This is a genomic window from Amycolatopsis sp. NPDC104863, from assembly GCF_055582965.1.
In genome coordinates this window covers 367,429-389,040 of the sequence record NZ_JBVJOW010000006.1, presented here as the reverse complement: position 1 = coordinate 389,040, position 21,612 = coordinate 367,429, and the positions used below count along the sequence as shown (strand labels likewise).

The following is a 21,612-nucleotide window of genomic DNA, read 5'->3' as shown; positions in this document are numbered from 1 at the left end:
ACCGATGCGAGGGGGTGACGGGTCCTGGCGTAGACGCCGCTTGTTTTCCCTTCCTCCGGGGGTTGTTGGGGGTGGTAGGGGCGTTCCCACCCCCCCCCCCCCCCCACGACCAACCGTACGGCTGGGAAAGCCCGGTGCGGGGTCAGGATCCGATCTGCTGCCTGATCCAGGTCAGGTGCTGGGCGATGCCGGTGTAGAGGGTGCTCGTCGCGCACTCGCCGCCGTTGTCACCCGGGCCGTGCGTCTCACCGACCAGCGTCCAGTTGCCGGCCGTGCCGACGACCGCCGGACCGCCCGAGTCGCCGTGGCACGCCGAATGCGTGCGGTCGCCGGAAATGCACACGTCACCCGCACCGCCACCACCGGCGTAGCACGAACTGCTCGGCAGTACGCGCAGGTCGATCTGGCGCAGCGTGGTCGGGGTGCTGCAGCTCGGCCAGCTCGTGCAGCCCCAGCCCAGCAGCCGGGCGGTCGTGTTCGCCGCCGGGTTGCTCGTCGCCATCGGGACCGGCGTGGCGCGCACGGCCGCGGACAGGTGCATCAGCGTGAGGTCCGTGCCGGACTTGGTGATCCGGCGGTCGATCCGGCCGACTTCGCCGCCGGAGTTCTTGTTCGTGGAGCCGATGCGGCCCTGCGACGCGCTGCCGCAGTGGTTGGCCGTCACGATCCACTGGGGCGCGACCAGGCTGCCGCCGCAGCCGTTGCTCAACGAAACCATGAAGCTGTAGGTCTCGGTCGCGGTCGTGCCGCCGATGATGCCGGGCTGGGCACCCGAGGTCTGCTGGGCCTGCGCGACTCCGGGTGCGGTGGCCACGAGCGCGGCCGCGAGTACCCCGAGTGCGGTCGAAAGAAGCCTGCGCATGATCGCTCACAATCAGCGGCGTCGTTGCCGCTCGGTAGTCGGAACGGTCGGGGAGAACCGGAAAAGACCGGTGCTCAGCACGATGTCCCGGCTGCGGCGGACGTGACCACCGTCATCGGTAGGAAGACGAAAGTCGCGGATCGTTCCGGGTCCGCGGCGAAACGCGGAACACCACCTCTCCTGGGCTTCTCCACGGCCGGGCCGCCCTCCTGCGCAGATCGGGAAACGTTCACAGCCACGTCCGCGATCGCGCGGCGGCTCGTTGCCGGATCGGAGATGCCGACCACCGGTGACCCGCCGGCCGCGGCGGGTCGGTCACTACGGTGGGCGAAGCCGTCAGCGGAGCAGCCGAAAGATGTCGCCTTCGCGGGCGAACGGTGACGCCGGTCTGCACCGGTGCCGGTGAACAGCCACTTCCGGCGCCCCCGCCACCCCGGCAAGCTGTCCGGCGGACAGTTCCGGCACCGCCGTGCTGGTGCTCGCCCGCACCAACGCCATGGCGGTGCTGCAGATCAGCGACCACACCCTGCTGTCCGCGGTGACCGCATCCCCTGTGACGCGCGAAGACCCCAGTCGGGTGAGACGCCGGGCACAGTCGACATAGTAGGACTTCCTACTTTATGGTGTCCTCAGGTCTGCGGTGCAGGGAAGCCGGTGTGAATCCGGCGCGGTCCCGCCACTGTGACCGGGGAGCGGCGCCTCACGTGAGATGGGCCACTGGCGAAAGCCGGGAAGGCCGGGGCGCCGTGGATCCGGGAGCCAGGATACCGGCCGCAGGCATTCGTGTTCGTCCACGAGGATGGAGCTGAACGCATGCGGATTCTTCCTGCCTGCGCAAAAAACGGCGACCCGCCGCGGTAGTTCAGCCTGCCCGAAAATCCCGGCCACCACCCCGTGCGCCCGGGCAGTCCGTCCTGCGCTCTCGCGAAAGGCGACCTCATGACCACCGAACTCCAGCACTTCGTCGGCGGCAAGCCGGTTCCCGGCACCTCGGGCCGCTTCGCCGACGTCTACGACCCCAGCACCGGCGCCGTCCAAGCCCGCGTTCCGCTGGCCTCGACCGCCGAAGTCACCGCCGCCGTCGACCAGGCCGCCGACGCCCAGCTCGAGTGGGCGCGGTGGAACCCGCAGCGCCGCGCCCGCGTGCTGATGAAGTTCATCGACCTCGTCCGGTCCGAAGAGGACAGCCTCGCCCGGCTGCTCTCTTCCGAGCACGGCAAGACCGTCGCCGACGCGCGCGGTGACATCCAGCGCGGCCTCGAGGTCGTCGAGTTCGCGATCGGCATCCCGCACCTGCTCAAGGGCGAGTTCACCGACTCCGCGGGCACCGGCATCGACGTCTACTCCATGCGCCAGCCGCTGGGCGTCGTCGCCGGAATCACGCCGTTCAACTTCCCCGCGATGATTCCCTTGTGGAAGGCCGCGCCCGCGATCGCCTGCGGCAACGCCTTTGTGCTCAAACCGTCCGAACGTGACCCGTCGGTGCCCCTGCGGCTGGCCGAACTGTTCCTCGAAGCCGGGTTGCCGCCGGGTGTCTTCTCCGTCGTCAACGGGGACAAGGAAGCCGTCGACGCGCTGCTGACCGACCCGCGCGTCGAAGCGGTCGGGTTCGTCGGCTCGTCGTCGATCGCCGAGTACATCTACACGACCGCCGCTGCACACGGGAAGCGCGCGCAGTGCTTCGGCGGCGCGAAGAACCACATGATCGTCATGCCGGACGCCGACCTCGACCAGGTCGTCGACGCCCTCATCGGCGCCGGCTACGGCTCGGCCGGCGAACGCTGCATGGCCATCTCCGTCGCCGTCCCGGTCGGCGAGGCCACTGCCGACGCGCTGGTGCAACGGCTGGCCGCACGCGTGAAGACGCTCAAGGTCGGCGCCTCGCTGGACGAGAATGCCGACTTCGGGCCGCTGGTCACCGCCGAGGCGCTGCAGCGGGTCCGCGACTACATCGACGTCGGGCTGGCCGAGGGCGCCGAGCTGGTCGTCGACGGCCGCGACCTCACCGTTCCCGGCCACGAGAACGGCTTCTTCCTCGGCGGCTGCCTGTTCGACCGCGTCACGGCGGACATGCGGATCTACCGCGAGGAGATCTTCGGCCCGGTCCTGTCCATCGTGCGCGCCGCCGACTACGAGGAAGCGCTACGGCTGCCGAGCGAGCACGAGTACGGCAACGGCGTCGCGATCTTCACCCGCGACGGCGACACCGCCCGGGACTTCACCGCCCGCGTCAACACCGGCATGGTCGGGGTGAACGTGCCGATCCCGGTCCCGATCGCCTACCACACCTTCGGCGGCTGGAAGCGCTCCGGATTCGGCGACCTCAACCAGCACGGCCCGGACTCGATCCGCTTCTACACCAAGACCAAGACCGTCACCTCGCGCTGGCCGTCAGGGATCAAGGAAGACGCCTCCTTCGTCATCCCGACGATGGACTGAGCCATGCGACTCACCGAAGAACAACGCGCGCTGCGCGAGACAGCCGCGGACTTCGCCGCCGAACATCTCGCGCCCTACGCGGTCGAATGGGACCAGGCCAAGCACTTCCCCGTCGACGTGCTCCGCAAGGCCGCAGACCTCGGACTGGGCGGACTCTACCTGCCCGAGGACGTCGGCGGCTCCGAACTCGGCCGGCTCGACGGCGTGCTGGTGTTCGAGGCGCTGGCCACCGGCTGTCCCTCGATCGCCGCGTACGTCTCGATCCACAACATGGTCGCCACCATGATCGACCGGTTCGGCAACGACCGGCAGCGTCATGCCTACTTGCCGCGGATGTCCACAATGGAGCACCTCGGCAGCTACTGCCTCACCGAACCGGACGCGGGCTCGGACGCCGCCGCGTTGTCCACCCGGGCACGACGGGACGGTGACGACTACGTCCTCGACGGCGTCAAGCAGTTCATCTCCGGCGCCGGCACGTCCGAGGTCTACGTCGTGCTCGCCCGCACCGGCGGCCCGGGCCCGCGCGGGATCTCGGCGTTCGTCGTCGAACGGGACACCCCAGGCGTCTCGTTCGGCCCGAACGAGACGAAGATGGGCTGGAACGCCCAGCCCACCCGCCAGGTGGTCTTCGACAACGCCCGCATCCCCGCCTCCGCACTGCTCGGCGGCGAAGGCGCCGGATTCACGGTCGCAATGTCCGCGCTCGACGGCGGGCGCCTCAACATCGCGGCGTGCTCGCTGGGCGGCGCCGAGGTCGCGCTCGAGAAGGCCGTCCGGCACCTGTCGGAGCGGTCCGCGTTCGGCGCGAAGCTGTCGGAGGCCCAGGCCCTGCAGTTCCGGCTCGCCGACATGCGCACGGACCTCGAAGCCGCCCGCACCCTGCTCTGGCGGGCCGCCGACGCACTCGATCACCGCGACCCCAACGCCACCCAGCTCTCGGCGATGGCCAAGCGGTTCTGCACAGACGCCGGGTTCGACGTCGCCAACCAGGCTCTGCAGCTGCACGGCGGCTACGGCTACCTCGCCGAGTACGGGCTGGAAAAGATCGTCCGCGACCTGCGGGTGCACCAGATCCTCGAAGGGACCAACGAAATCATGCGGGTCATCATCTCCCGCCGGCTGCTGCAGGAGGCCTCATGAGCGACGTCGAATTCCTCGTCCACAGCGGACTCGGCCGGATCACGCTCAACCGGCCTCGCGCTCTCAACGCCCTCACCCACGGCATGGTCAACGCCATCGCCGAGCACCTCGAGAAGTGGCGTGACGACCCGGGCGTCCGCGCGGTGGTCGTCGACGGCGCGGGCGACCGCGGGCTCTGCGCCGGCGGTGACATCCGCTCCATCTACGACGACGCCCGCGCGGGCGGCACCGCGTCACTGGAGTTCTGGGCCGACGAGTACCGGATGAACGCGACCATCGCCCGCTACCCCAAGCCGTACATCGCGATCATGGACGGCCTCGTCATGGGCGGCGGCGTCGGCGTCTCCGCCCACGGCAGCCACCGCGTCGTCACCGACCGCTCCCGCATCGCCATGCCGGAGGTAGGTATCGGGTTTGTCCCTGACGTCGGCGGTACGTACCTGCTCTCCCGAGCGCCCGGTGAGCTCGGCACCCACGCCGCGCTCACCACCGCGCAGCTGACCGGCGCCGACGCGATCCGCTGCGGACTGGCCGACCACTACGTCCCGGCCGACCGGCTGCCCGACCTGTTCGACGCACTGGCCACGCACACCCCAGACGCGGCACTGACGCTCGTCACCGAACCATCGCCGCCGAGCACGCTGGGCACGTGGATCGACCACTGCTACGCCGCCGACACGGTCGAGGAGATCCTCGACCGGCTGCGTGACGGCGGGGGTGCGGCCGTCTCGGCGGCCAAGGAGATCGAGAGCAAGTCCCCGACCGCGCTCAAGGTGACCCTGCGCGCGCTGCGGGCCGCTCGAGGTCTCCCCGATCTCGAGGCGGTGCTGGCCCAGGAGTACCGGATCTCGCACCACGCCTTCACCTCCGCCGAGTTCACCGAAGGCATCCGCGCGCAGGTCATCGACAAGGACCGCTCGCCGCGGTGGACGCCGCCGACTCTGGCCGAGGTCGACGACGACCTGGTCGACAGCTACTTCGCCGGGCTGGGTGCCGGCGAAGGGACGGGAGTGATCGCATGAGCATCGCCTTCCTCGGGCTCGGGAACATGGGTGGCCCGATGGCCGCCAACCTCGTCAAGCACGGCGAAAAGGTGACCGGCTACGACCCGGTCCCCGAGGCCGTCGCCGCGGCGACGGCGGCCGGAGTGTCCGTCGCCGACTCCGCGGCTGCCGCGGTCGCAGGCTCGGACGTCGTGATCACGATGCTGCCCAGCGGCCGGCACGTCCTGGACTGCTATCGGGAGATCATCCCCGCGGCCGCTCCGGGGATGCTGTTCCTCGACTGCTCGACCATCGAGGTCGCCGACGCCCGGACCGCCGCCGACCTCGCCGCGGCCGACGGGCACCTCGCGCTCGACGCGCCCGTCTCCGGCGGCGTCGTCGGCGCCACGGCCGCGACGCTGACGTTCATGGTCGGCGGGCCGTCGGAGGCATTCCTCGCCGCCGAGCCGTACTTGGCGAGCATGGGCAAGAGGGTCGTCCACTGCGGCGAGACCGGCGCCGGGCAGGCGGCGAAGATCTGCAACAACATGATCCTCGGTGTCTCGATGATCGCCGTCAGCGAAGCCTTCGCTCTGGGCCGCAGCCTCGGCCTGACCGACCAGGCGCTGTTCGACGTCGCCTCGACCGCGTCCGGGCAGTGCTGGGCCCTGACGACGAACTGCCCGGTGCCCGGCCCGGTACCGACGAGCCCGGCCAACCGCGACTACACCGGCGGGTTTGCCAGTGGCCTGATGCTCAAGGACCTGCGCCTCGCCCAAGCCGCCGCGCAGGCGTCCGGTGCGCCGACCGCGCTGGGGAAGCACGCCGAGGAGCTGTACACGGCGTTCGTCGACCAGGACGGCCCCAGCCGCGACTTCTCCGCCATCATCACCAGCCTCACCAAGGACGGCCCCGCATGACCGACACGATCCTCATCGATCGGCCCGCCGATCGGATCGCCCGGATCACGCTTAACCGCCCGAAGGCGCTCAACGCGCTGAACCTGCAGGCCATGCAGGAAATCACGACGGCGGCGGCCGAGCTGGACCGCGACCCGGACGTCGGCGCGATCGTCGTCACCGGCTCGGACAAGGCGTTCGCGGCCGGCGCGGACATCAAGGAGATGGCGCCGCAGAGCTTCAGCGACGTCTTCGCCGCGGACTGGTTCGCCGGCTGGGACGCCCTCGCCCGAGTCCGGACCCCGCTGATCGCCGCGGTGGCGGGCTACGCCCTCGGCGGCGGTTGCGAGCTGGCCATGATGTGCGACGTCCTGCTCGCGGCGGACACGGCGAAGTTCGGCCAGCCGGAGATCACCCTCGGCGTCATCCCGGGCATGGGCGGCTCGCAGCGGCTGACCCGCGCGATCGGCAAGGCCAAGGCGATGGACCTGATCCTGACCGGCCGGATGATCGACGCCGGCGAGGCCGAACGCGCCGGGTTGGTCTCCCGGCTCGTCGCAGCCAACGCGCTCCTCGACGAGGCGACGGCGGTGGCGTCGAAGATCGCGTCGATGTCCAAGTCCGCGGCGATGCTGGCCAAGGAAGCGGTGAACCGCGCCTTCGAAGGCGGCCTGGCCGAAGGGCTGCTGTTCGAGCGGCGGCTGTTCCACTCGACGTTCGCGACCCATGACCAGAAGGAAGGCATGGCGGCGTTCAGCGAGAAGCGGCCGCCGGAGTTCCGGCACGCGTGAGCTCGATCAGCGCGGTGTCGCGGCGTAGAGGTCGCGCAGCAGAGCCGCTTCAGCGCCGTGGTGGATGAGCTCGTCGACGATGTGCAGGACGAACGCGCGTCGGGTCGACTCGGCGAACATGCCGCCGATCGGCCCGATGCGCTCCTGCAGCGCCGCGTCCGTGGTGCGGGCCAGCACCGTGCATCAGGATTCGTAGGACTCGTCGAGCCGGGACAGTATGTCGGCGGCGCGGCCTGGATCGCCGTCTCGGTTGCCCGGCAGCGGGTCCTGGCCCAGCCAGGGCGCGTTGCGGTCTTCGGCGAGCAGTTCGGCGATGTGGCACAGCCGCCAGGCGAGCGTGGTGAACTGCCGTTCGTCGCCGGGCTCGGCGGGACCGTCCGAACGCCACTCGCCGTCGGGTACCGGACGCACGGTGCGGCAGCCGGGTACCGGCTCCCAGAGGTACTCGGCGTCGGTGAGCCCGGCCATCCGCCCGCGGAACCGTTGCCAGGCGAAGCCGGACAGCTCGATCAGGTCGTCGCGAGACGAGGTCATGCCGGGATGGTAGCCCGGCTCGCCGGACCAGGCGGAGTTCCGCGCTGGTCCAGCGGCCGGGTTCACCGGCGGCAGTTACGCCGCCAGTCTCGCCGCCGCCATCGCCGACGAGCACGCCGCACTCGATCGCAGCGGTGCCGTCACGGCCGGACCGCTGGTAGGACGCTGATGCGCCGCGCCGCCGTACTCGGGAAAGGCACGCTCGCGGTCCACGCCTGCGAAACCGTCGCCGCACTGCCTGGGATCGTCCTCGACACCGTCATCCCGACCACGCCCGAACCCGGCTGGGACATCAGCCTCACCGACACCGTCACCACCCGCTGGCCCGACGTGCGCGTCCTCGGCTCCGGCGACTGGCGCGACCTCGAACCCGGCCGGTGCGACCTCGTGCTCAGCATCCTCTACGACAAGATCATCGGCCCGGAGCTGATCGACGCCACCCCGCAGATCATCAACTGCCACCCCGGCCGCTTGCCGCAGTACCGCGGGGTCCGGCCGGTCAACTGGGCGCTGCGCAACGGCGACGACCTGGCCGGCATCACCGTGCACGTCATCGACGACGGCGTCGACTCCGGGCCGATCCTGGCCGAAGCGCTGTTCTCCATCTGGCCGGACATCGACGAGGTCCGCGACGTGCGGTGGCGCGCCATCGCCCACGGCCGCCGACTCCTCACCGACGCCCTTCCCCGCCTCGACCAGATCGTGCCCCGGCCGCAAGACCCGGCCCTCGCGATCACGCACTACAGCCGCGACAACCACCAGCTCGGCGACCGCGCCGACTGGACCCGCGCGCAGTCCACCTTCCCCGCCGCGTAACCGCGCGCCTTGTGTCGGCGGCCGCGGCACGAAGTCAGCGGCCGCCGGCTTCGGCCAGGTCGACAACGACGTCGACGAGACGTTGCCCGGCGTCCGGGCACCCCTGCTCGAGCGCCCTGTCCGCCATCTCCTGCCGCCGCGAGGGGTCGGCCAGCAGCGGTTCAAGAGCGTCCCGCAACGCAGCCGCTGTCACATCGCTCAGCAGCGCGCTGGCTGCGCCCGACTCGGCAAGATGCCGAGCATTGTGGGCCTGCTCGCCGCCGGCCGAGGACGCCAGCGGGATCAGCACCGACGGCAACCCCAGCGCAGTCAGCTCGGCGATCGTGCCCGCGCCGCTGCGCGAGATCACCACATCGGCCAGCGCGAACACGTCCGGCAACTCCGGCCCCACGAAACCGATTGCCACGTACCGTCCCGCCGCGTCGACGGGCAACAGTTCGGCAGCCGCCTGCATCTGCGTCACCGCGCCCGGGCCGCACTGGTGAATCACGTTCGCCCGCTCCAGCAGCCACGGCAGGACGTCGCCGACCAGGCGGTTGATCTGGGTCGCGCCCTGCGCGCCTCCGGTCACGTAGACCGTCGGCCGGGCCCAGTCGAACTGCGTCAGACCGAGCGCGTCGAGGGCCTTCTCGGCGTGACCGGCCAGGACTTCCGGCCGGACCGGGTTGCCGGTGACCACGGCGCGTTTCCGCGCCCGCTCCGGCAACAGCGGCAACGTCGACGCCGACGACACCGCCATCACCGACGCGACCCGGGCCAGCAACCGGTTGGCCAGCCCCAACCGCACCGTCTGCTCGTGCACCACCAGCGGCCGACGGCACACCCACGCCGCCAAGCTCACCGGCACCGACACGTACCCACCGGTCGCAAGCACCACGTCAGGGCGGAACGCGCGCACCGCGCGCACGGCCTGGACGACACCAAGTGGCACTTTGCCCAGGTCTTTCAGGTTGGCCCACGACAGCATCTTCACCGGGTTCTTCGCGCGCCGGATCTTGCCGGCCGCCACCGACGCGAACGAGATGCCCTCACGCTCCGCTGTGCGCGCCTCAAGTCCTGCGGCTGTACCAACCCAGCGAACCTCCGGTCGCTGATCAGTCACGAAACGGTGTTCCAGGGTACGAATTGCTGTCAGGGCCGGGTAGGTGTGCCCGCCCGTGCCACCTCCGGTAACCAGTAGCCGTACCGATCGCGTGCCACGACCGTGGCTGCCACTTTCAGCTTCCACGCGGGTTGCCCTTCAGTCCATGAACTGCGCGACCGATACGCGACGTCCTGAATCGCCTGAAATCTTGCCATGACGCTGCTGAGAAGCCGCAGCCAGGGCACTGCTCAAACTTTCGCCACGCCGATTCTCCGCGAGTTCACTTGAAGCAGGGCGCAAGATGACTTGGGCCTGCGTTGTTCTGTTCAGAACCGGCGAGATGAGCGAAGCAGGCGATCGACGATTGTGTCTATATGCGACGAATATTCGCGTCTGCATCACGAGAGGAGTTCGACGAATAAGGCACCACCCATGTCGGGCAACTTCGCTCAGCGGCGTAACGCTGCCAACTCACGAGAGTTTCTTCCTGTTTCGCGCAAAGATTGCGAGCCGTGGTCGGTGTCGGGCAGGTAGCGCCCCGGTCTGGGCAATGCTGAAGTCCTGCTCCCCTTGCTTGTGGCGTTGCCTCCTCCGACGACCGGGAGGTACTCGGTGTACGAGTCGCTCAACTCGGCGGTCGCCGCATTCGATGTGGGCAGGAAGTGGCCGGACGAGCGTGGCGCAGGTGGTGCCGTCCGGCGACCGGAGCGTTTTCGTGATGTCCGTGATCAGGAAACGGTGCGCGGTTCACCGTACCGTGCACTGCGATCGTATCCACGGCCGCGGAGAGAAGACGGGACAGTGCAGGTGAAATCCGCGTGATTTCCGGTGACGGGGTCCGGTATAGGCCATTACGGCCCGGTCTTGCCCGGCCGCGCATTTCGCCGGGGATTCCGTCAGCGCCCACCGGCTCGGTCGATCTTGGCCCGGACGGCCGCGCCTTCCGGGTGGTGCTGTGCCTCCAGGATCGCGGCCGCCTCGGCCCACGCCGCCACCGCTTCCGCGGTCGCCCCGAGCAGGTCGTGCACATCGCCGAGCTGATCCAGCGCCTGGGCCGCCCAGTACTGCACACCCAGTTCGCGGTCGAGCGTCAACGCCAGCTCGAACCACTCGAGCGCGAGCCGGTATTCGCCGAGCCGGCGATGGGCCGACCCCAAAGTCATCGCGGCGAAAGCGGTTCCGTCGGGATGGTCGACGCGGCGAAACAGCGCGAGAGCACGCTCGGCGAGCCGGACGGCCTCGGCCGGCGAGTCGAGCCAGGTCAGCTGCCGCGCCATGCCCGCGAGTGCGTCGGCGTGGCGCAGAGGGTTCGGCCGGTCCGCGACGAGCGACCACACGCGCTGGGCGTAGGGCAGCGCCTCGGCGTGCCGCTGCTGCAGCTCGAACAGGGTCGTATAGGCCATCAGCAGACTGACCCGCCCGTCGTGCCCGGCGCCTTCGGCCAGCTCGCCGGCGCCGTCGAGCAAAGCCTGCGCTTCCTCGTACCGCTCGAGCCGGGTCAGGGCGCGGGCGAGGCCGAGCGAGGCGGTCAGCCGGGAGTCGTCGTCGGTGGCCACGGCGAGCGCGGCCTGGTGCACGGCGGCGCGTTCGTGGCGTTGCCCGGTGCGGTTGAGAAAGCTGGTGATCGCCCAGGCGAGCCGTCCGGCCCGGTCGGTGAAACCGGCACGCCCGGCGAACTCCAGGACCGCGAGGACGGTCGCGTTCTCCTCGGCCAGCCACGCCATGGCGTCGTGGTAGCCGGACAGGTGAGGCACCGGTTCCGCGGACGGACGGGGGCGGATCACGCCCTCCCGGCACGGGAGGATGTACCGGTCCGCCACCGAGACGGCGGCGACGTAGTAGTCGATGACGCGGGCCTTGACCGCGTCGAGGTCGGGCTCGTCGGTCTCGGCACACTCGCGGGCGTAGACGCGAAGCAGGTCGTGGAAACCGTAGCGGCCGGGCAGGTGCTCCTCGACCAGGTGCGCGGCGGTGAGCTCGGTGAGCAGCGGACCCACCCGGTCGTCGCCGAGCAGCGCCGCGCAGGCGAGCGCGTCGATGTCGGGCCCGGGGTGCACGCCGAGCAGCCGGAACAGTCGCGCGGCCCGCGGCGACAGCACGCGCACGGACCAGGACGCGACCGCCCGGAAGCTCAGGTCGGGCCCGCCGAGGTCGAGGGTGTCGAGCCGGGCCCGCTCGTCGCGCAGCTGGCCGGCCAGCCTGTCCAGCGGCAACGCGGGCTGGTTCGCGGCACGCGCCGCCACGATGCTCAGCGCGAGCGGGAGCCGGGCGCACAGCTCGACGAGGTCCGCGACGGCGCCGGGCTCGGCGGCCATCCGGTCCGCCGCGATGTGGCACCCGAGCACGCGCACCGCGTCGTCCTCCGGCAGCAGGTCCAGGTTGAGCCGGTGCGCCCCTTCGTGGACGACCAGGCTGTCCAGCCGGTCGCGGCTCGTCACCAGCACCAGGCAGGTCGGCGAGTTCGGCAGGAGCGGGCGGACCTGGCCGGCGGAGCGGGCGTTGTCCAGCAGCACCAGGACGCGCCGGTCGGCGAGCAGGCTCCGGTAGCGTGCCGAGCGCCCGTCGAGGTCGCCCGGCATCGCCGACGGCGCGACGCCCAGCGCCTCCAGGAACCCGTGCAGCACCTGGGCCGGGTCCAGTTCCGCGCGGTGGTCGAAGCCGCGCAGGTCCACGTGCAGCTGGCCGTCGGGGAACCGGTGCCGGACCGCGTTCGCCCAGCGGGTCGCGAGTGTCGTCTTGCCGATGCCGGCGGTGCCCGCGATCGCCGTGATCACGACCGTCGGCGCGTCTTCGTGCGCGACGATCGACGTCAGGAGGTCCAGTTCCGCCGCGCGGCCGACGAAGTGCCGGTTCCCCGGCGGGAGCTGCCGGGGCGCGGCGGACGTCGACGGCGGTGCGGTGGCCTGGCCGTCCCACACGCGCACCCACGCCGTCGTCTCGGTCTCCTTGACCACGGCTCGCACCGGCCGGTACGCGTCGGCCTCGCCCGGCTCGCCGTTGCGCACCACCTCTTCGAAGAACCAGGAGGAGACGATCAGCCCCAGCTCACCGCCCGAGCGTGCGAAGACCGACCGGAAGGCGGGCGACTCCACCAGCCGGAACGTGTGGTTGACGGCCGTGCCCACCACGCCGTGGTCGTCGTAGACCACCTCGCCGGCGTGCAGCGCCATCCGCAGCCTGACGCGCCGTGCGGCACTGCTGCGTTCGTTGTACCGGCGCAGTTCGGCGATCAGGTTTCCGGGCAGGGACTGCACGAAGACGCTCTTCGGCACGGTCGGCGGGATGACGACGAGGACGCCGTCACCGCTGTTGGCCCGGTCGCACCCGGCCCACACCACCGCGGCCGCGGCGAACGCGGCCTCGAGCGCCGCGTACAGCCCGGCCCGCACGGCGACCCGGTCGAGGTCGGACCGCGCGGGCGAGCCGTACCGCTCTACGTCTACGACGAGGATCGTGCGGTGTACCGCCGGCATGGTGGCCCCGTCCCCCGCGCTCGCAGCTCCGTCAGTCCAGCATCGCGACGACCCGGTCCCGGTCGGCGAGGTCCCGGATCCGCCCGGCCGCCCGCCGGAGATGGACCAGCAGGTCCGGGCGCGAGCGACCGGCCCGCTCGGCCAGGTCGAGCACGTACCGCCAGCCCGCGTCGAACCGGCCGACCGCCATCATCCAGGCCACCTGCTGGACGAGCTCCTCGTCGTCCCCGGCGTCCGCGACGACCGCGCGGGCGGCCAGGTATTCGCCGTAGGTGTCCTGGACGACGGCATACAGCGGCTCGCCGTCAGGCGCCGCACCCGATTCGTAGATCGCACCGATCGTATCGCTCAGATCGTCGAGGAGCTCGGCGTGGAAGTGTGCCGGGACGCGAAGCGCCACCGTCTCGAGCAACTGCGGCCGGGGCACGCCGGCGGTGCGTTCCGCGTCGGACTTCATCCACGCGGCAAGGAAGCAGGCCGCTTCGATCAGCAGATGTCGCGGCAAGCTGGACCGGGTGATCCCGCGGCTCCGGTCGCGTTCGCCGATCGTCAGCTCGAACGTCGCCTCGTGCAGGTCCAGCTCGTTCTCGTACCAGCGCCCCCGACTGGCGAAATGCATGAGGGCCCAGGTCAGGAGCAGCGGATTGGCCGCCCACGCGGCCGACGACGGCGCCGGGTCGAACGCGGCGTCCGGCAGGCCTGCGGTCTCGAGCCAGGTCTTCGTGAAAGTCCGGATCTCGTCCTCGGTGAACGCGGCGACGTGGTACGGGCTGAAGCCCGCGATCCCGTCCCGGCCCAGCTTGTCGTCGGGCCTGCTGGTCACCAACACGGCGACCGCCGGGTGCTTCGCGCAGAACCGCTCGATCGCGCCGACGGCCCGGGTGCGGGCCGGGCGGGGCAGCTCGTCGAGGCTGTCGAGGACGAGGATCGTCTCGAATTCCTTGAGCAGCCGCTTGAACACGGCCCGGGGGAACCTGAGGGCGAACCGCTGGCCGACCGACGTGGCGACCAGGTCCACGAGGTCGTCCTGGCCTCGGTAGTGCCGCATCGGCACCGAGAGCGCCAGCCGGGTGGGTTGCCCGGTGGCCAGTTCGAAGCAGATCCGTTCGGCCAGCGTGGTCTTCCCCGAACCGGCGCCGCCGAACACGAGGACGCGTGCGCCGGGGGTGAGCCGGTCGCGCCAGCTCACTGCCGCTGCGTCCCGGGTCAGGCGTTGCGGTATGTAGGGCTGCGCGTGCGAGAGGTTGAAGGCGAAGCCTTCCTGCCAGCGGCGTCGTAACAGCCGGCGAGTCGACCCGATGGCGGCGCGGTAGCCGGTGACGAACTCGGCCAGGACGTGGCCGACGAGCCGCTCCTCGGCATCGGTCGTGTCGCTCGGATCGTCGGCCTTGGCCTTGTCGCGGGCGAAGAGCGCGATCAGGTCGTGGTACCGGAACCAGGTGCCGTCCGCGGTTTCGGCGAGCTGGGCGTCGGCCAGTTCGTAGGCGGCTTTCTCGACTGTGGCGCGGTCCTGGGCCAGCAGGGCGGTGAGGTCGGCGATCGAGAACTCGGGCGTCAGGCTGAGGCCCGCTCGCCCGAACGCGAGCTGCGCCGGCGCGGACAGCTCCTGGTAGCTGAGTTCGAAGGCGCTCCGGACGTCGAGGTCGGCTTCGGAAAGCGCGGACAGCCGGGTGCGTTCGTCGGTCAGGGATTCGGCCAGCCGGTCGTAGGTGAGGTACGGCCGCTTCCGGGCGATCGCGCCGGCGATCCTGATGGCCAGGGGCAGCCCGCCGCAGAGGCCGGCCAGCTCGGCGGCCGCCGGTTCGCTGCCGATCGGGCGACCGGCGACCGTGTCCAGAAGCGCGACGGACTCGGCCGCGTCGAGCAGCCCGACGCGCTGCAGGTGCGCGCCGGCCAGCGTGGTCAACGGTTTCCGGCTCGTGGCGATCACCGTCGCCCATTCGTTGCTGGGAATGAGTGCGCGGACCTGAGCCGCGTCGTGGACGTTGTCCAGCAGGATCAGGCACCGCCCGAACTTGGTGGACGTCAGGAACCGGGCGCGGAGTTCGTTCGGCGAATCGTAGGGACCGGGCTCCTGCGGCATGAGCGCGGCGACGAACTGCGCGACGGCGGCGTGCGGCTCCGCATCGGGAGCCGTGCTGAAGTCGAAGTAGAGCTCGAAGTCGAACCGGTTCGCCTGCCGGTGCGCCAGGTGCACGGCCAGCGCTGATTTGCCGACCCCCGGCGGGCCGAACAGGTTGATGACGAGCGCCGCGGGTCGCTGGGGCCGGACGTCCTCGAGCTCGGCGACGAGGTCCTCCCGTCCGGTGAAGTCCGGGATGTCGGCGGGCAGCTGGTGGGTGATCGTGGGCAGCGGGAGCCGTCCGTCGACGATGTCGGGAGTGAAGTTGTCCGCGGCGATGTGGGCCTGCGAGGCGCGTCCGGCGGCGCGTGGCGGGTAGTCGGTCATCGGAGTCAGCGGGTGATCCCGCCGCGCGGACGCGGTATCGCGGTGGCCGAGCCCAGGGTCACGGGATCCATGACTACTGGTCGCGGGGAACCCGGCCGTCGTTACTCCGGCGTACCGGTCACGATCCCCGCGAAGCGATCGGGATCCCGGCCGGCGACGGCCAGGAAAACCCGGCGCGGTGTGCAGCATGATCGCTCGTCGCGAGCACGCTGACCGACTTCACCGCGGTTCCCGCGACGTCGTCGACGGCGGCCGGGCTCGCCGGCATCTGCCAGAGTGCCGCGGCCTCTCGCGCCGATCCAAGCCGCTGGAAGATGCTTGCCCACGAGGGCCGTCAACAGCACGATCCACGCCGAAGACTGTTTTGTCCGTTCCTAGAGTTTGGATAACTCTGCGCTCGTCCGTGAATTTCAGGTGAGCTTGAACCCGTTGCTGCGGCCGCTGTGCTCGGCCGCCGGATTCGCCCTCGAGCACTGGGCCGACGTGGCCGCCCTCGCCAGCCGCCCGCACGGCGGCTTCACCCTCGCCGCCACAGCGGGTCTCGGCCCTCCTGGCGCCCTCACCGCGCGTCCGCAGCCGGATCCCGGCAGCCCTGCTGAGCGCCTTGGTCATCGGCGTCGCGGGCTGTCGCTCGAGACCGCATTCGACAGCGCGGCCGACCTGCACGACGGCATCGAAGTCGCGCAGGCCGACCACGCCGGGTCCTAGCCGAGCCCAGGCAGCACCCGCGTTCCCACTTCGCGCACTGCCTTCAGCGATCGGGAATCCAGGCCGAGCAGCCGCAGGATCGTCGGCGCGATCTGCGTCGTGGCCACCGGTGCAGCGACCGTGCGCGCGTCGGTACCCGGACCGCTGACCATCAGCGGCACCGCGCGGTCTTCCCGGGCGACGCTGCATGCCTGATCTTCGACAGCCGTGGCCAGACCCTGCAACGGCTTCTGTATGACAACACACCGGCGGAGTAAGAGTCAGGACTCGAACCAGGTGTCACCCTGTTCCCACTCGAACGGATGAGCAGACGCATCCCTGTCCCGGACGAGAACGCAGGCAGAAGCGGTAAGCAAACACCCGGCCACGCTGAACGACCACACAGCACGTCGCCTGTGACTAGGATACATCCGGCACACGCCAACAACATCTCTTCGTGGCTCAGTTGGCGTCATCTGCCTCGAGCCTCGCCGATCCAATCCGGACGTCATCGGTTCGCGGGCATCATGTCCTCCAGAGCAGCGACGTTCGCCGCGTTGGCAACTCGGCGCTTGCGGTAATGCCGTTCGGCAACCTGCCGGCTGTTGCCCAGCTGATCGGCGATCGCCGTAGTTGGCAGTCCAGCTTCGTCAAGGACGGTGCCGACCGTCTTGCGGAACACGTGGCTGGTGACCCACTCGTACCCCACCGCGGTCGCCGCCTCGCTCAGCCGGTTGATGACGTTCGACGGGTCAAGGAAGCCGCCGGCGAACGAGGCGAAGATCGGTCCGCTCCCTGCTGCGATCTTGCGTCGTCGCAGAACCGGCAGGGCCCAGCCCGGTACGCCGAGGATGAGCTCGTCCTGGTTGCCCTTGCGTAGAGGGCGGCGGACCAGACCGGCTCCCGTGACGCGGATGATGTGATGGGTCGCCGCCACGGTCTTCGCGTCGAGATCGATGTCGGTGCCCAGGATCGCCAACGCTTCGCCGATCCGGACGCCGGTGGCGAGCATGATCTCCATCAGGTCGGCCAGGTCCAGCCAGAGCTGTCCGCGCGGGCCGAGAGACCGGCCCCGGGCGTCGGTTTGGCGCGTCAGCGCGTACGCCCGGAGCTTCGCGAGCAACTCGACGCGCTGCTCGGCGGTGAGCGCTTCCACCTTCTTCTGCCCGCCGTTGCGTGTCATCCGGCCGATCTTGCGGACCGGATTTTCGTCCATCGCGCCGTGCCGGACGGCGTAGTCGCATGCGCCCGACATCGCGGCCTTCAAGGTCTTCGCCGTGTCGTAGCTCTTCTTCTTCCTGGCGTCTCGGATGACCTTGCTGCAGCGGGTGACGTTGACCTCGTAGCACTGCAGCTGACCCACCGGCGCGACCGCCCAGTTCTTGAGGACGCTCCGGTAGAGCCGGACAGAGGTCGGAGATAAATTCCCCAGACTTGCCTCCTCTTCCAGCTCTTCGAGATAAAGATCCATCACCTTCGCGAACCGCGTCGACCGGCTTATCTCATCTTCGGTGACCTTCTTCTCTTGCTCGCCGAGAGCCTCCTTGAGTCGCTTGACGGCCAGCTCTTTACCAACAGCTTGGCGACGCAATCGCCGCAGGGAGCCGTCACCCGCCCTGAAGTATGTGCTGGCGCGGTAGCGCACACCGAGCCTCTTTGTCTTGGCAAGTTTCTCGACCTTGATGACGCCATAAGCGCCGATCGCGGTCGACAACCTGCCCACAGCACAAGTCCCCTCGGGTCCGCGAACGAGATGTTTCGAACGCGCAGGATCTATTGATCGACATTGACGCTAGCATCCCTGACACGAGTGCAGGTAGCGGTCTAATTCGAAATCAGGGATCAGGTAATACCGGCCCGCTCTGAGCGACTTGATCTTTCCCGCATGGATCAAGTCGAGCACAGTCTCGTAAGGAATACCGAGTTGTGTTGCGACCTCCCGCGGCTTCCATGCGCGCCGCGACAACGACTCCTCACACATCGGCTGCACCTCCTGGAGATCGACTACGCCGCGGCCGCGTCGGCGCGACGCGGCCGAATTTCCTGTTCGTGCGTGCACGAGGTGGACGGGCACAGGTCGCCGACGGCTGTTGCCGGGATACGCGACGGTCGGCGGCCAAGCCGTCAACGATCTTGCGACGCCACCTCAACGCGTACGGCAAGCAATTCGCCTCACTTCGATGCCCAGGCGCACAACCAGGTTCACGGCGGCCGCGTGCGCTCCAGGCCATCGAGTCCGCGCTCGCGAGGACGTCGCCGAAGCGACGGAGCCCAGTAGTCTTGACTCCGAAACCGTGGAGCCGCAGTCCCTGCGCGACAAGGGACCTCACGATGGCCTCGACCTCCAAGCTGCCCTGGCGTCGACACACGCTGCCCAGACCGACCAGCCGTTCTGCTGCGAGATCCACATCGTGCCGCTCGTATAGATCGGCACAGCGTCGATAGTCGGCGATGGTCTGGCCCTGCAAGACCGGGATGAACGGCAACTCGGGTGCCAGCTCGCGCAGCAGCAGGTAGTTGTCGACGGTGCGCCGCTGGTGGCCGGTGACGGAGAGGGCGGTGCGGGCGAGAATCTCCGGCTCGGTCATCCAGTCCTGAGGCGCGGCCCAGTCCAGTCGGCCGATCTCCGCGCGGTAGCGGCGGACCGCGGCGACGTAGGCGTCCGGGCTGGTCCGCCACCGCCCGTGCATCGTCAACTCGGTGAATCCGCCGGAGTCCAGAGCCCACGGTGCTTGAGCCCGCGGCATCGTCTTTCTGCCGGCGAGACGATGATGCGAGACGAATAGCCGGACTCCCAGCGGCTGAGCGAGCCACGCCGGCTGATGCGTTCCCAGATAGAACTTCACGCTGCGCCGGCCGAAACCGTGCTGCCCGCGCGGTCGCCTGCACTCCGGCCATGAGCACGGCCGTGAATGCCTTGCCGACGACCTGGCCGGGCACCGCCGCCCACGTCCCGAAGGCCAGTGGGACGAACACGACGCTGTCGACTGCAAGCCCCGCAACGTTAGAGCCGACTAGCGCCAGTGCTCGGCTTCGCCGCCGCAACAGCCAGGCATAAAAGAGCGTGTCGATGCCTTCCGACACGAGGAAGGCGATCGTGCTGGCCGCCGCGACAGCCGGGGAAGCCAGCAGCCACGACAGTCCGGTGCTGCAGATGACCGCCGCGGCGGCCCCTCGCGGACCGAACTTGTCGTGCACGTGATCCCGCATCCCGAAGGCAGCCCCCGCGCAAATTGCTCCGACCGGGACGGTGAGAAGTTCCAGATCGAGCGTCACTCCCGATGTGGCTACCAGATTCGCCGCGAGGATCACTCCGGCGTAGCCGAGCACGGCCGCCGTCATGCTGTTCGCCTGCTCAACGCGCCAGCGTGCGGTTCGTCGACTGCAGGTGGGATGGCCTTACGGAACACGATCACGTCCTCGTGCGCGATCAAATGCAGCGGCAAGCCGGCCTCACGCTGCTTGCGGATGAAGTCGCGCTGGAAGAAGCTGCCACGCGCGACCAGCTCGGTATCGGCGACGCGAGCGAGCAAGGCGACGCATCGTTCGACCGGAACCAGGCCCGCCGCGACGCCGCAGGCGACGACCTGGGAAGGCAGGTCGATCAGCTCGGCGTGCTCACGCCACGGCCGGACCGTGATCACCACGTGGCCACCGGGACACAGGACGCCCGAACAGGCGGTGAGGATGCGGGTGAAGCCGGCCAGCAGGCGGTGGTGTCCGATGTTGGCGAGGTTGCCGCGGTCGAGCGCGCTGCCGTAGCGGTAGTGGCGCTTGCTGACCCTGTCGACACCGGGTTCCCGGTCGGTCTTGACCAGGCCGTGCACCGACGGCCCGTACGGCGGCGAGGTGACGACCAGCGCGACCTGGCCGACGTACGGCTCCGGCAGCAGCGTCGCCAGCTGGCGGGCGTCGCCGCGGACGACCTGGCCGTCGTGGTCGCGCCCGCGCTCGCGGGCGAAGCGCAGGTTCGCCCGGGCGATGCCAGCCCAGTGCGGTTCGTACTCGACGCCCACCGCGCGGCGGCCGAGGTCGATCGCCTCGACCAGTGTGGTGCCGATTCCGCACATCGGATCCAGCACCACCTCCCCCGGCCGCGTGTAGTGCTCGATCGCGTGCGCGGCGACGGCGGGCAGCATCTTGGCCGGGTGCGCGGTCGACTCCGGCACGTACCGGCCTTTGCGCTGCGCGGCCGGCGAGGTCTGTGCGGTCGCCCACACCGACACCGGCAACTCGTCGTCGTGCGTCGATGTCTCGGCGGAAGGGGTGTGGTCGAGGGCGTCGATGAACGCGCGGGACAGCGGCATGGTCGGCTCGTCGGCCGGTGACGGCGGTGTGGTGGTCATGGCGGTGCACCTGTCCTTCGGTCGGCTGGTCATCGGAGCTCTTCTGGGTGCGCGGCATCGGCGTGGGCCTGTGCGAAGACGAGCACGTCCCCGTGCGCGCGCACGTGTGCCGTCGGCGGCACGAGCGGCTGTCCGTCGAGGGCCACCCCGTCGCCGGTCGGCCGATGCGACGCAGGCATCGGCTGCAGGCGGCCACCGTGGATCGGGGTCAGCAACGTGACGACGTGCTGGAGGTACAGCAGGTCCGCGTTCTGCGCGGCGGCGATCATCGGACCGGACGGGTCGGTCAGCCGGCCGGTCGACCAGTCGCTGTGGGTGTAGACGGCCAGGACGCCGCCGTAGGCGAGCGCTCGTGCTGCGGCGATCGCCAGCTTCTCCGCCGAGCCATCGGCTTCGCGTTGCGGCGGCATCGAGGTGATGACCAAGCTGGCCGCAGCTGACTCGCGCGGCGCGTCGCGGTCCGTCACCTCCGTCTCGCCGACCGGGGAAGAGGTCGACGGCGCGAGCTCCGCCACCGCAGCATGACGGCTCATCGCGTGGACGGCCTCGCGTGCGATGGCCAACTCGCCACCGTCAGCGATATCAGTGACGACGCCCGCGTGCTCTGGCCATGGCGCGAGCACAACTCGGTCTCCCGGCGCAGAGAAGCTGGTCGTAATCGCTTCGATGATCGGCGCGGGCCAGGCGGCTGACGGGTCGATCGGGTCGGGACCGGCAGTCCACACCGTCGGCGGGATCGGTGTCAGGCCACGAGCGCGGTCCACGCGCTTGGCCGTCTTCGTCGAGCCGGGTGGCCGCTCGCCCGAACCGGCGGGATCGGGAGCCCCGGGATACGGGACGCCGTTGGCAGGACGAGTACGACGTGGACGGGACAAGTCGTCGCGATTGGACGGTCGGCTGGCCGAAGACGGCGTGCGTCGGGTCACGAGCGGAACCTCCGGAGGCGGGCCACCAACCGTTGACGTCGGCGGCTTCTGCGCTGTCGCCGGCTAACTCCGAGAACGAGGTCGGCAAGAGACACTGCCGCGCCGGATCCGACTGCGTCGTAGGTCTGACACGCTCTTGAAACGGTCTTGACACGGCTCTGACCTGGGCTTGAGCCGGTT

At 70.0% G+C, this 21,612-nt stretch carries 21 protein-coding genes, 1 pseudogene and 1 riboswitch; of the genes and pseudogenes, 8 read left to right on the top strand and 14 right to left on the bottom strand.

The genetic code is table 11. The features are described 5' to 3' along the window. Window positions 1-142: 142 nt before the first annotated feature. The gene (locus tag ACZ63J_RS32410; RefSeq protein WP_465399620.1) at window positions 143-862 is read right to left on the bottom strand and encodes a S1 family peptidase; all 720 of its coding nucleotides are present in this window, start codon (window positions 860-862) and stop codon (window positions 143-145) included. Between the two features lie 604 nt (window positions 863-1,466). After that, window positions 1,467-1,652, top strand: a riboswitch (cobalamin riboswitch). 149 nt (window positions 1,653-1,801) lie between these two features. Here ACZ63J_RS32410 and ACZ63J_RS32405 point away from each other — a divergent pair. Genes ACZ63J_RS32405 through ACZ63J_RS32385 form a run of 5 tightly spaced genes read left to right on the top strand, consistent with a single transcriptional unit; the run spans window position 1,802 to window position 7,117 of the window. Further along, the gene (locus tag ACZ63J_RS32405) at window positions 1,802-3,301 is read left to right on the top strand and encodes a CoA-acylating methylmalonate-semialdehyde dehydrogenase (RefSeq protein ID WP_465399619.1); all 1,500 of its coding nucleotides are present in this window, start codon (window positions 1,802-1,804) and stop codon (window positions 3,299-3,301) included. 3 nt (window positions 3,302-3,304) lie between these two features. Beyond that, window positions 3,305-4,444 (top strand): acyl-CoA dehydrogenase family protein, encoded by a 1,140-nt coding sequence (locus ACZ63J_RS32400; protein ID WP_465399618.1) that lies wholly within the window; start codon window positions 3,305-3,307, stop codon window positions 4,442-4,444. Then, a complete protein-coding gene (locus tag ACZ63J_RS32395) occupies window positions 4,441-5,466 on the top strand; it encodes an enoyl-CoA hydratase/isomerase family protein (RefSeq protein WP_465399617.1) in 1,026 nt (341 codons plus the stop codon). Before ACZ63J_RS32400 ends, ACZ63J_RS32395 begins: the two co-directional genes overlap by 4 nt. Then, entirely contained in the window at window positions 5,463-6,347 is an 885-nt protein-coding gene (gene mmsB / locus ACZ63J_RS32390; RefSeq protein WP_465399616.1) for a 3-hydroxyisobutyrate dehydrogenase, read from the top strand. Before ACZ63J_RS32395 ends, mmsB begins: the two co-directional genes overlap by 4 nt. Then, window positions 6,344-7,117, top strand: coding sequence for an enoyl-CoA hydratase (locus ACZ63J_RS32385; protein WP_465399615.1), 774 nt, complete (start codon window positions 6,344-6,346; stop codon window positions 7,115-7,117). Before mmsB ends, ACZ63J_RS32385 begins: the two co-directional genes overlap by 4 nt. A gap of 6 nt (window positions 7,118-7,123) precedes the next feature. Here ACZ63J_RS32385 and ACZ63J_RS32380 read toward each other — a convergent pair whose 3' ends face one another. Both ACZ63J_RS32380 and ACZ63J_RS32375 read right to left on the bottom strand, forming a co-directional pair. Further along, window positions 7,124-7,294 carry a hypothetical protein gene (locus ACZ63J_RS32380; protein WP_465399614.1) on the bottom strand — a complete coding sequence of 57 codons (171 nt, stop codon included), beginning with the start codon at window positions 7,292-7,294 and terminating at the stop codon, window positions 7,124-7,126. A 6-nt stretch (window positions 7,295-7,300) separates the two neighbouring features. Continuing rightward, window positions 7,301-7,651, bottom strand: coding sequence for a DinB family protein (locus tag ACZ63J_RS32375; protein WP_465399613.1), 351 nt, complete (start codon window positions 7,649-7,651; stop codon window positions 7,301-7,303). A 168-nt stretch (window positions 7,652-7,819) separates the two neighbouring features. On the opposite strand from ACZ63J_RS32375, the gene ACZ63J_RS32370 reads away from it, so the two are divergent. After that, window positions 7,820-8,467 carry a formyl transferase gene (locus tag ACZ63J_RS32370; RefSeq protein ID WP_465399612.1) on the top strand — a complete coding sequence of 216 codons (648 nt, stop codon included), beginning with the start codon at window positions 7,820-7,822 and terminating at the stop codon, window positions 8,465-8,467. 34 nt (window positions 8,468-8,501) lie between these two features. On the opposite strand, the gene ACZ63J_RS32365 is transcribed toward ACZ63J_RS32370, so the two are convergent. The 4 genes from ACZ63J_RS32365 to ACZ63J_RS32350 form a co-directional block, all read right to left on the bottom strand. Further along, window positions 8,502-9,695, bottom strand: coding sequence for a UDP-N-acetylglucosamine--N-acetylmuramyl-(pentapeptide) pyrophosphoryl-undecaprenol N-acetylglucosamine transferase (locus ACZ63J_RS32365; protein ID WP_465399611.1), 1,194 nt, complete (start codon window positions 9,693-9,695; stop codon window positions 8,502-8,504). A gap of 752 nt (window positions 9,696-10,447) precedes the next feature. Next, window positions 10,448-13,024: an ATP-binding protein gene (locus ACZ63J_RS32360; protein WP_465399610.1), complete on the bottom strand. Its 2,577-nt coding sequence runs from the start codon at window positions 13,022-13,024 to the stop codon at window positions 10,448-10,450. Between the two features lie 31 nt (window positions 13,025-13,055). Then, on the bottom strand, window positions 13,056-15,473 hold the full coding sequence (locus ACZ63J_RS32355) for an NACHT domain-containing protein (RefSeq protein WP_465399609.1): 2,418 nt from the start codon (window positions 15,471-15,473) through the stop codon (window positions 13,056-13,058). Window positions 15,474-15,591: 118 nt separating this feature from the next. Continuing rightward, window positions 15,592-15,741: a hypothetical protein gene (locus ACZ63J_RS32350; RefSeq protein WP_465399608.1), complete on the bottom strand. Its 150-nt coding sequence runs from the start codon at window positions 15,739-15,741 to the stop codon at window positions 15,592-15,594. 146 nt (window positions 15,742-15,887) lie between these two features. On the opposite strand from ACZ63J_RS32350, the gene ACZ63J_RS32345 reads away from it, so the two are divergent. Beyond that, complete coding sequence (locus tag ACZ63J_RS32345; RefSeq protein WP_465399607.1) at window positions 15,888-16,181, top strand: hypothetical protein; 294 nt, start codon at window positions 15,888-15,890, stop codon at window positions 16,179-16,181. On the opposite strand, the gene ACZ63J_RS32340 is transcribed toward ACZ63J_RS32345, so the two are convergent. The 5 genes and pseudogenes from ACZ63J_RS32340 to ACZ63J_RS32320 all read right to left on the bottom strand — a co-directional run. Further along, window positions 16,178-16,405 (bottom strand): hypothetical protein, encoded by a 228-nt coding sequence (locus ACZ63J_RS32340; protein ID WP_465399606.1) that lies wholly within the window; start codon window positions 16,403-16,405, stop codon window positions 16,178-16,180. The genes ACZ63J_RS32345 and ACZ63J_RS32340 overlap by 4 nt on opposite strands. Before the next feature lie 263 nt (window positions 16,406-16,668). After that, window positions 16,669-17,874 carry a site-specific integrase gene (locus tag ACZ63J_RS32335; protein WP_465399605.1) on the bottom strand — a complete coding sequence of 402 codons (1,206 nt, stop codon included), beginning with the start codon at window positions 17,872-17,874 and terminating at the stop codon, window positions 16,669-16,671. Between the two features lie 78 nt (window positions 17,875-17,952). Continuing rightward, window positions 17,953-18,141, bottom strand: a complete 189-nt coding sequence (locus tag ACZ63J_RS32330; RefSeq protein ID WP_465399604.1) for an excisionase family DNA-binding protein — start codon at window positions 18,139-18,141, stop codon at window positions 17,953-17,955. Then, a complete protein-coding gene (locus ACZ63J_RS32325) occupies window positions 18,134-19,006 on the bottom strand; it encodes a deazapurine DNA modification protein DpdA family protein (RefSeq protein ID WP_465399603.1) in 873 nt (290 codons plus the stop codon). The genes ACZ63J_RS32330 and ACZ63J_RS32325 overlap by 8 nt, the downstream gene beginning before the upstream one ends. Before the next feature lie 109 nt (window positions 19,007-19,115). Beyond that, a pseudogene (locus tag ACZ63J_RS32320) lies at window positions 19,116-19,244 on the bottom strand (VUT family protein); the annotation flags it as partial. Here ACZ63J_RS32320 and ACZ63J_RS32315 point away from each other — a divergent pair. Then, window positions 19,231-19,362, top strand: coding sequence for a hypothetical protein (locus ACZ63J_RS32315; protein WP_465399602.1), 132 nt, complete (start codon window positions 19,231-19,233; stop codon window positions 19,360-19,362). The pseudogene ACZ63J_RS32320 and the gene ACZ63J_RS32315 sit on opposite strands and share 14 nt — an antisense overlap. Window positions 19,363-19,498: 136 nt before the next feature. Here the strand turns inward: ACZ63J_RS32315 and ACZ63J_RS32310 are convergent, their stop codons facing one another. Continuing rightward, window positions 19,499-20,506, bottom strand: a complete 1,008-nt coding sequence (locus tag ACZ63J_RS32310; RefSeq protein WP_465399601.1) for a TRM11 family SAM-dependent methyltransferase — start codon at window positions 20,504-20,506, stop codon at window positions 19,499-19,501. A 29-nt stretch (window positions 20,507-20,535) separates the two neighbouring features. After that, window positions 20,536-21,432, bottom strand: a complete 897-nt coding sequence (locus ACZ63J_RS32305) for a hypothetical protein (RefSeq protein WP_465399600.1) — start codon at window positions 21,430-21,432, stop codon at window positions 20,536-20,538. Between the last annotated feature and the right edge of the window lie 180 nt (window positions 21,433-21,612).

Excerpts from the sequence above, each read along its gene's own strand:
- ACZ63J_RS32375 (WP_465399613.1), bottom strand. The coding sequence starts at position 7,651 with ATGACCTCGTCTCGCGACGACCTGATCGAGCTGTCCGGCTTCGCCTGG.
- ACZ63J_RS32395 (WP_465399617.1), top strand. The coding sequence starts at position 4,441 with ATGAGCGACGTCGAATTCCTCGTCCACAGCGGACTCGGCCGGATCACG.
- ACZ63J_RS32355 (WP_465399609.1), bottom strand. The coding sequence starts at position 15,473 with ATGACCGACTACCCGCCACGCGCCGCCGGACGCGCCTCGCAGGCCCAC.
- ACZ63J_RS32370 (WP_465399612.1), top strand. The coding sequence starts at position 7,820 with ATGCGCCGCGCCGCCGTACTCGGGAAAGGCACGCTCGCGGTCCACGCC.
- ACZ63J_RS32405 (WP_465399619.1), top strand. The coding sequence starts at position 1,802 with ATGACCACCGAACTCCAGCACTTCGTCGGCGGCAAGCCGGTTCCCGGC.
- ACZ63J_RS32310 (WP_465399601.1), bottom strand. The coding sequence starts at position 20,506 with ATGACCACCACACCGCCGTCACCGGCCGACGAGCCGACCATGCCGCTG.
- ACZ63J_RS32315 (WP_465399602.1), top strand. The coding sequence starts at position 19,231 with ATGCCTTCCGACACGAGGAAGGCGATCGTGCTGGCCGCCGCGACAGCC.
- ACZ63J_RS32350 (WP_465399608.1), bottom strand. The coding sequence starts at position 15,741 with ATGCCGGCGAGCCCGGCCGCCGTCGACGACGTCGCGGGAACCGCGGTG.
- mmsB (WP_465399616.1), top strand. The coding sequence starts at position 5,463 with ATGAGCATCGCCTTCCTCGGGCTCGGGAACATGGGTGGCCCGATGGCC.
- ACZ63J_RS32385 (WP_465399615.1), top strand. The coding sequence starts at position 6,344 with ATGACCGACACGATCCTCATCGATCGGCCCGCCGATCGGATCGCCCGG.
- ACZ63J_RS32360 (WP_465399610.1), bottom strand. The coding sequence starts at position 13,024 with ATGCCGGCGGTACACCGCACGATCCTCGTCGTAGACGTAGAGCGGTAC.
- ACZ63J_RS32410 (WP_465399620.1), bottom strand. The coding sequence starts at position 862 with ATGCGCAGGCTTCTTTCGACCGCACTCGGGGTACTCGCGGCCGCGCTC.
- ACZ63J_RS32400 (WP_465399618.1), top strand. The coding sequence starts at position 3,305 with ATGCGACTCACCGAAGAACAACGCGCGCTGCGCGAGACAGCCGCGGAC.
- ACZ63J_RS32330 (WP_465399604.1), bottom strand. The coding sequence starts at position 18,141 with ATGTGTGAGGAGTCGTTGTCGCGGCGCGCATGGAAGCCGCGGGAGGTC.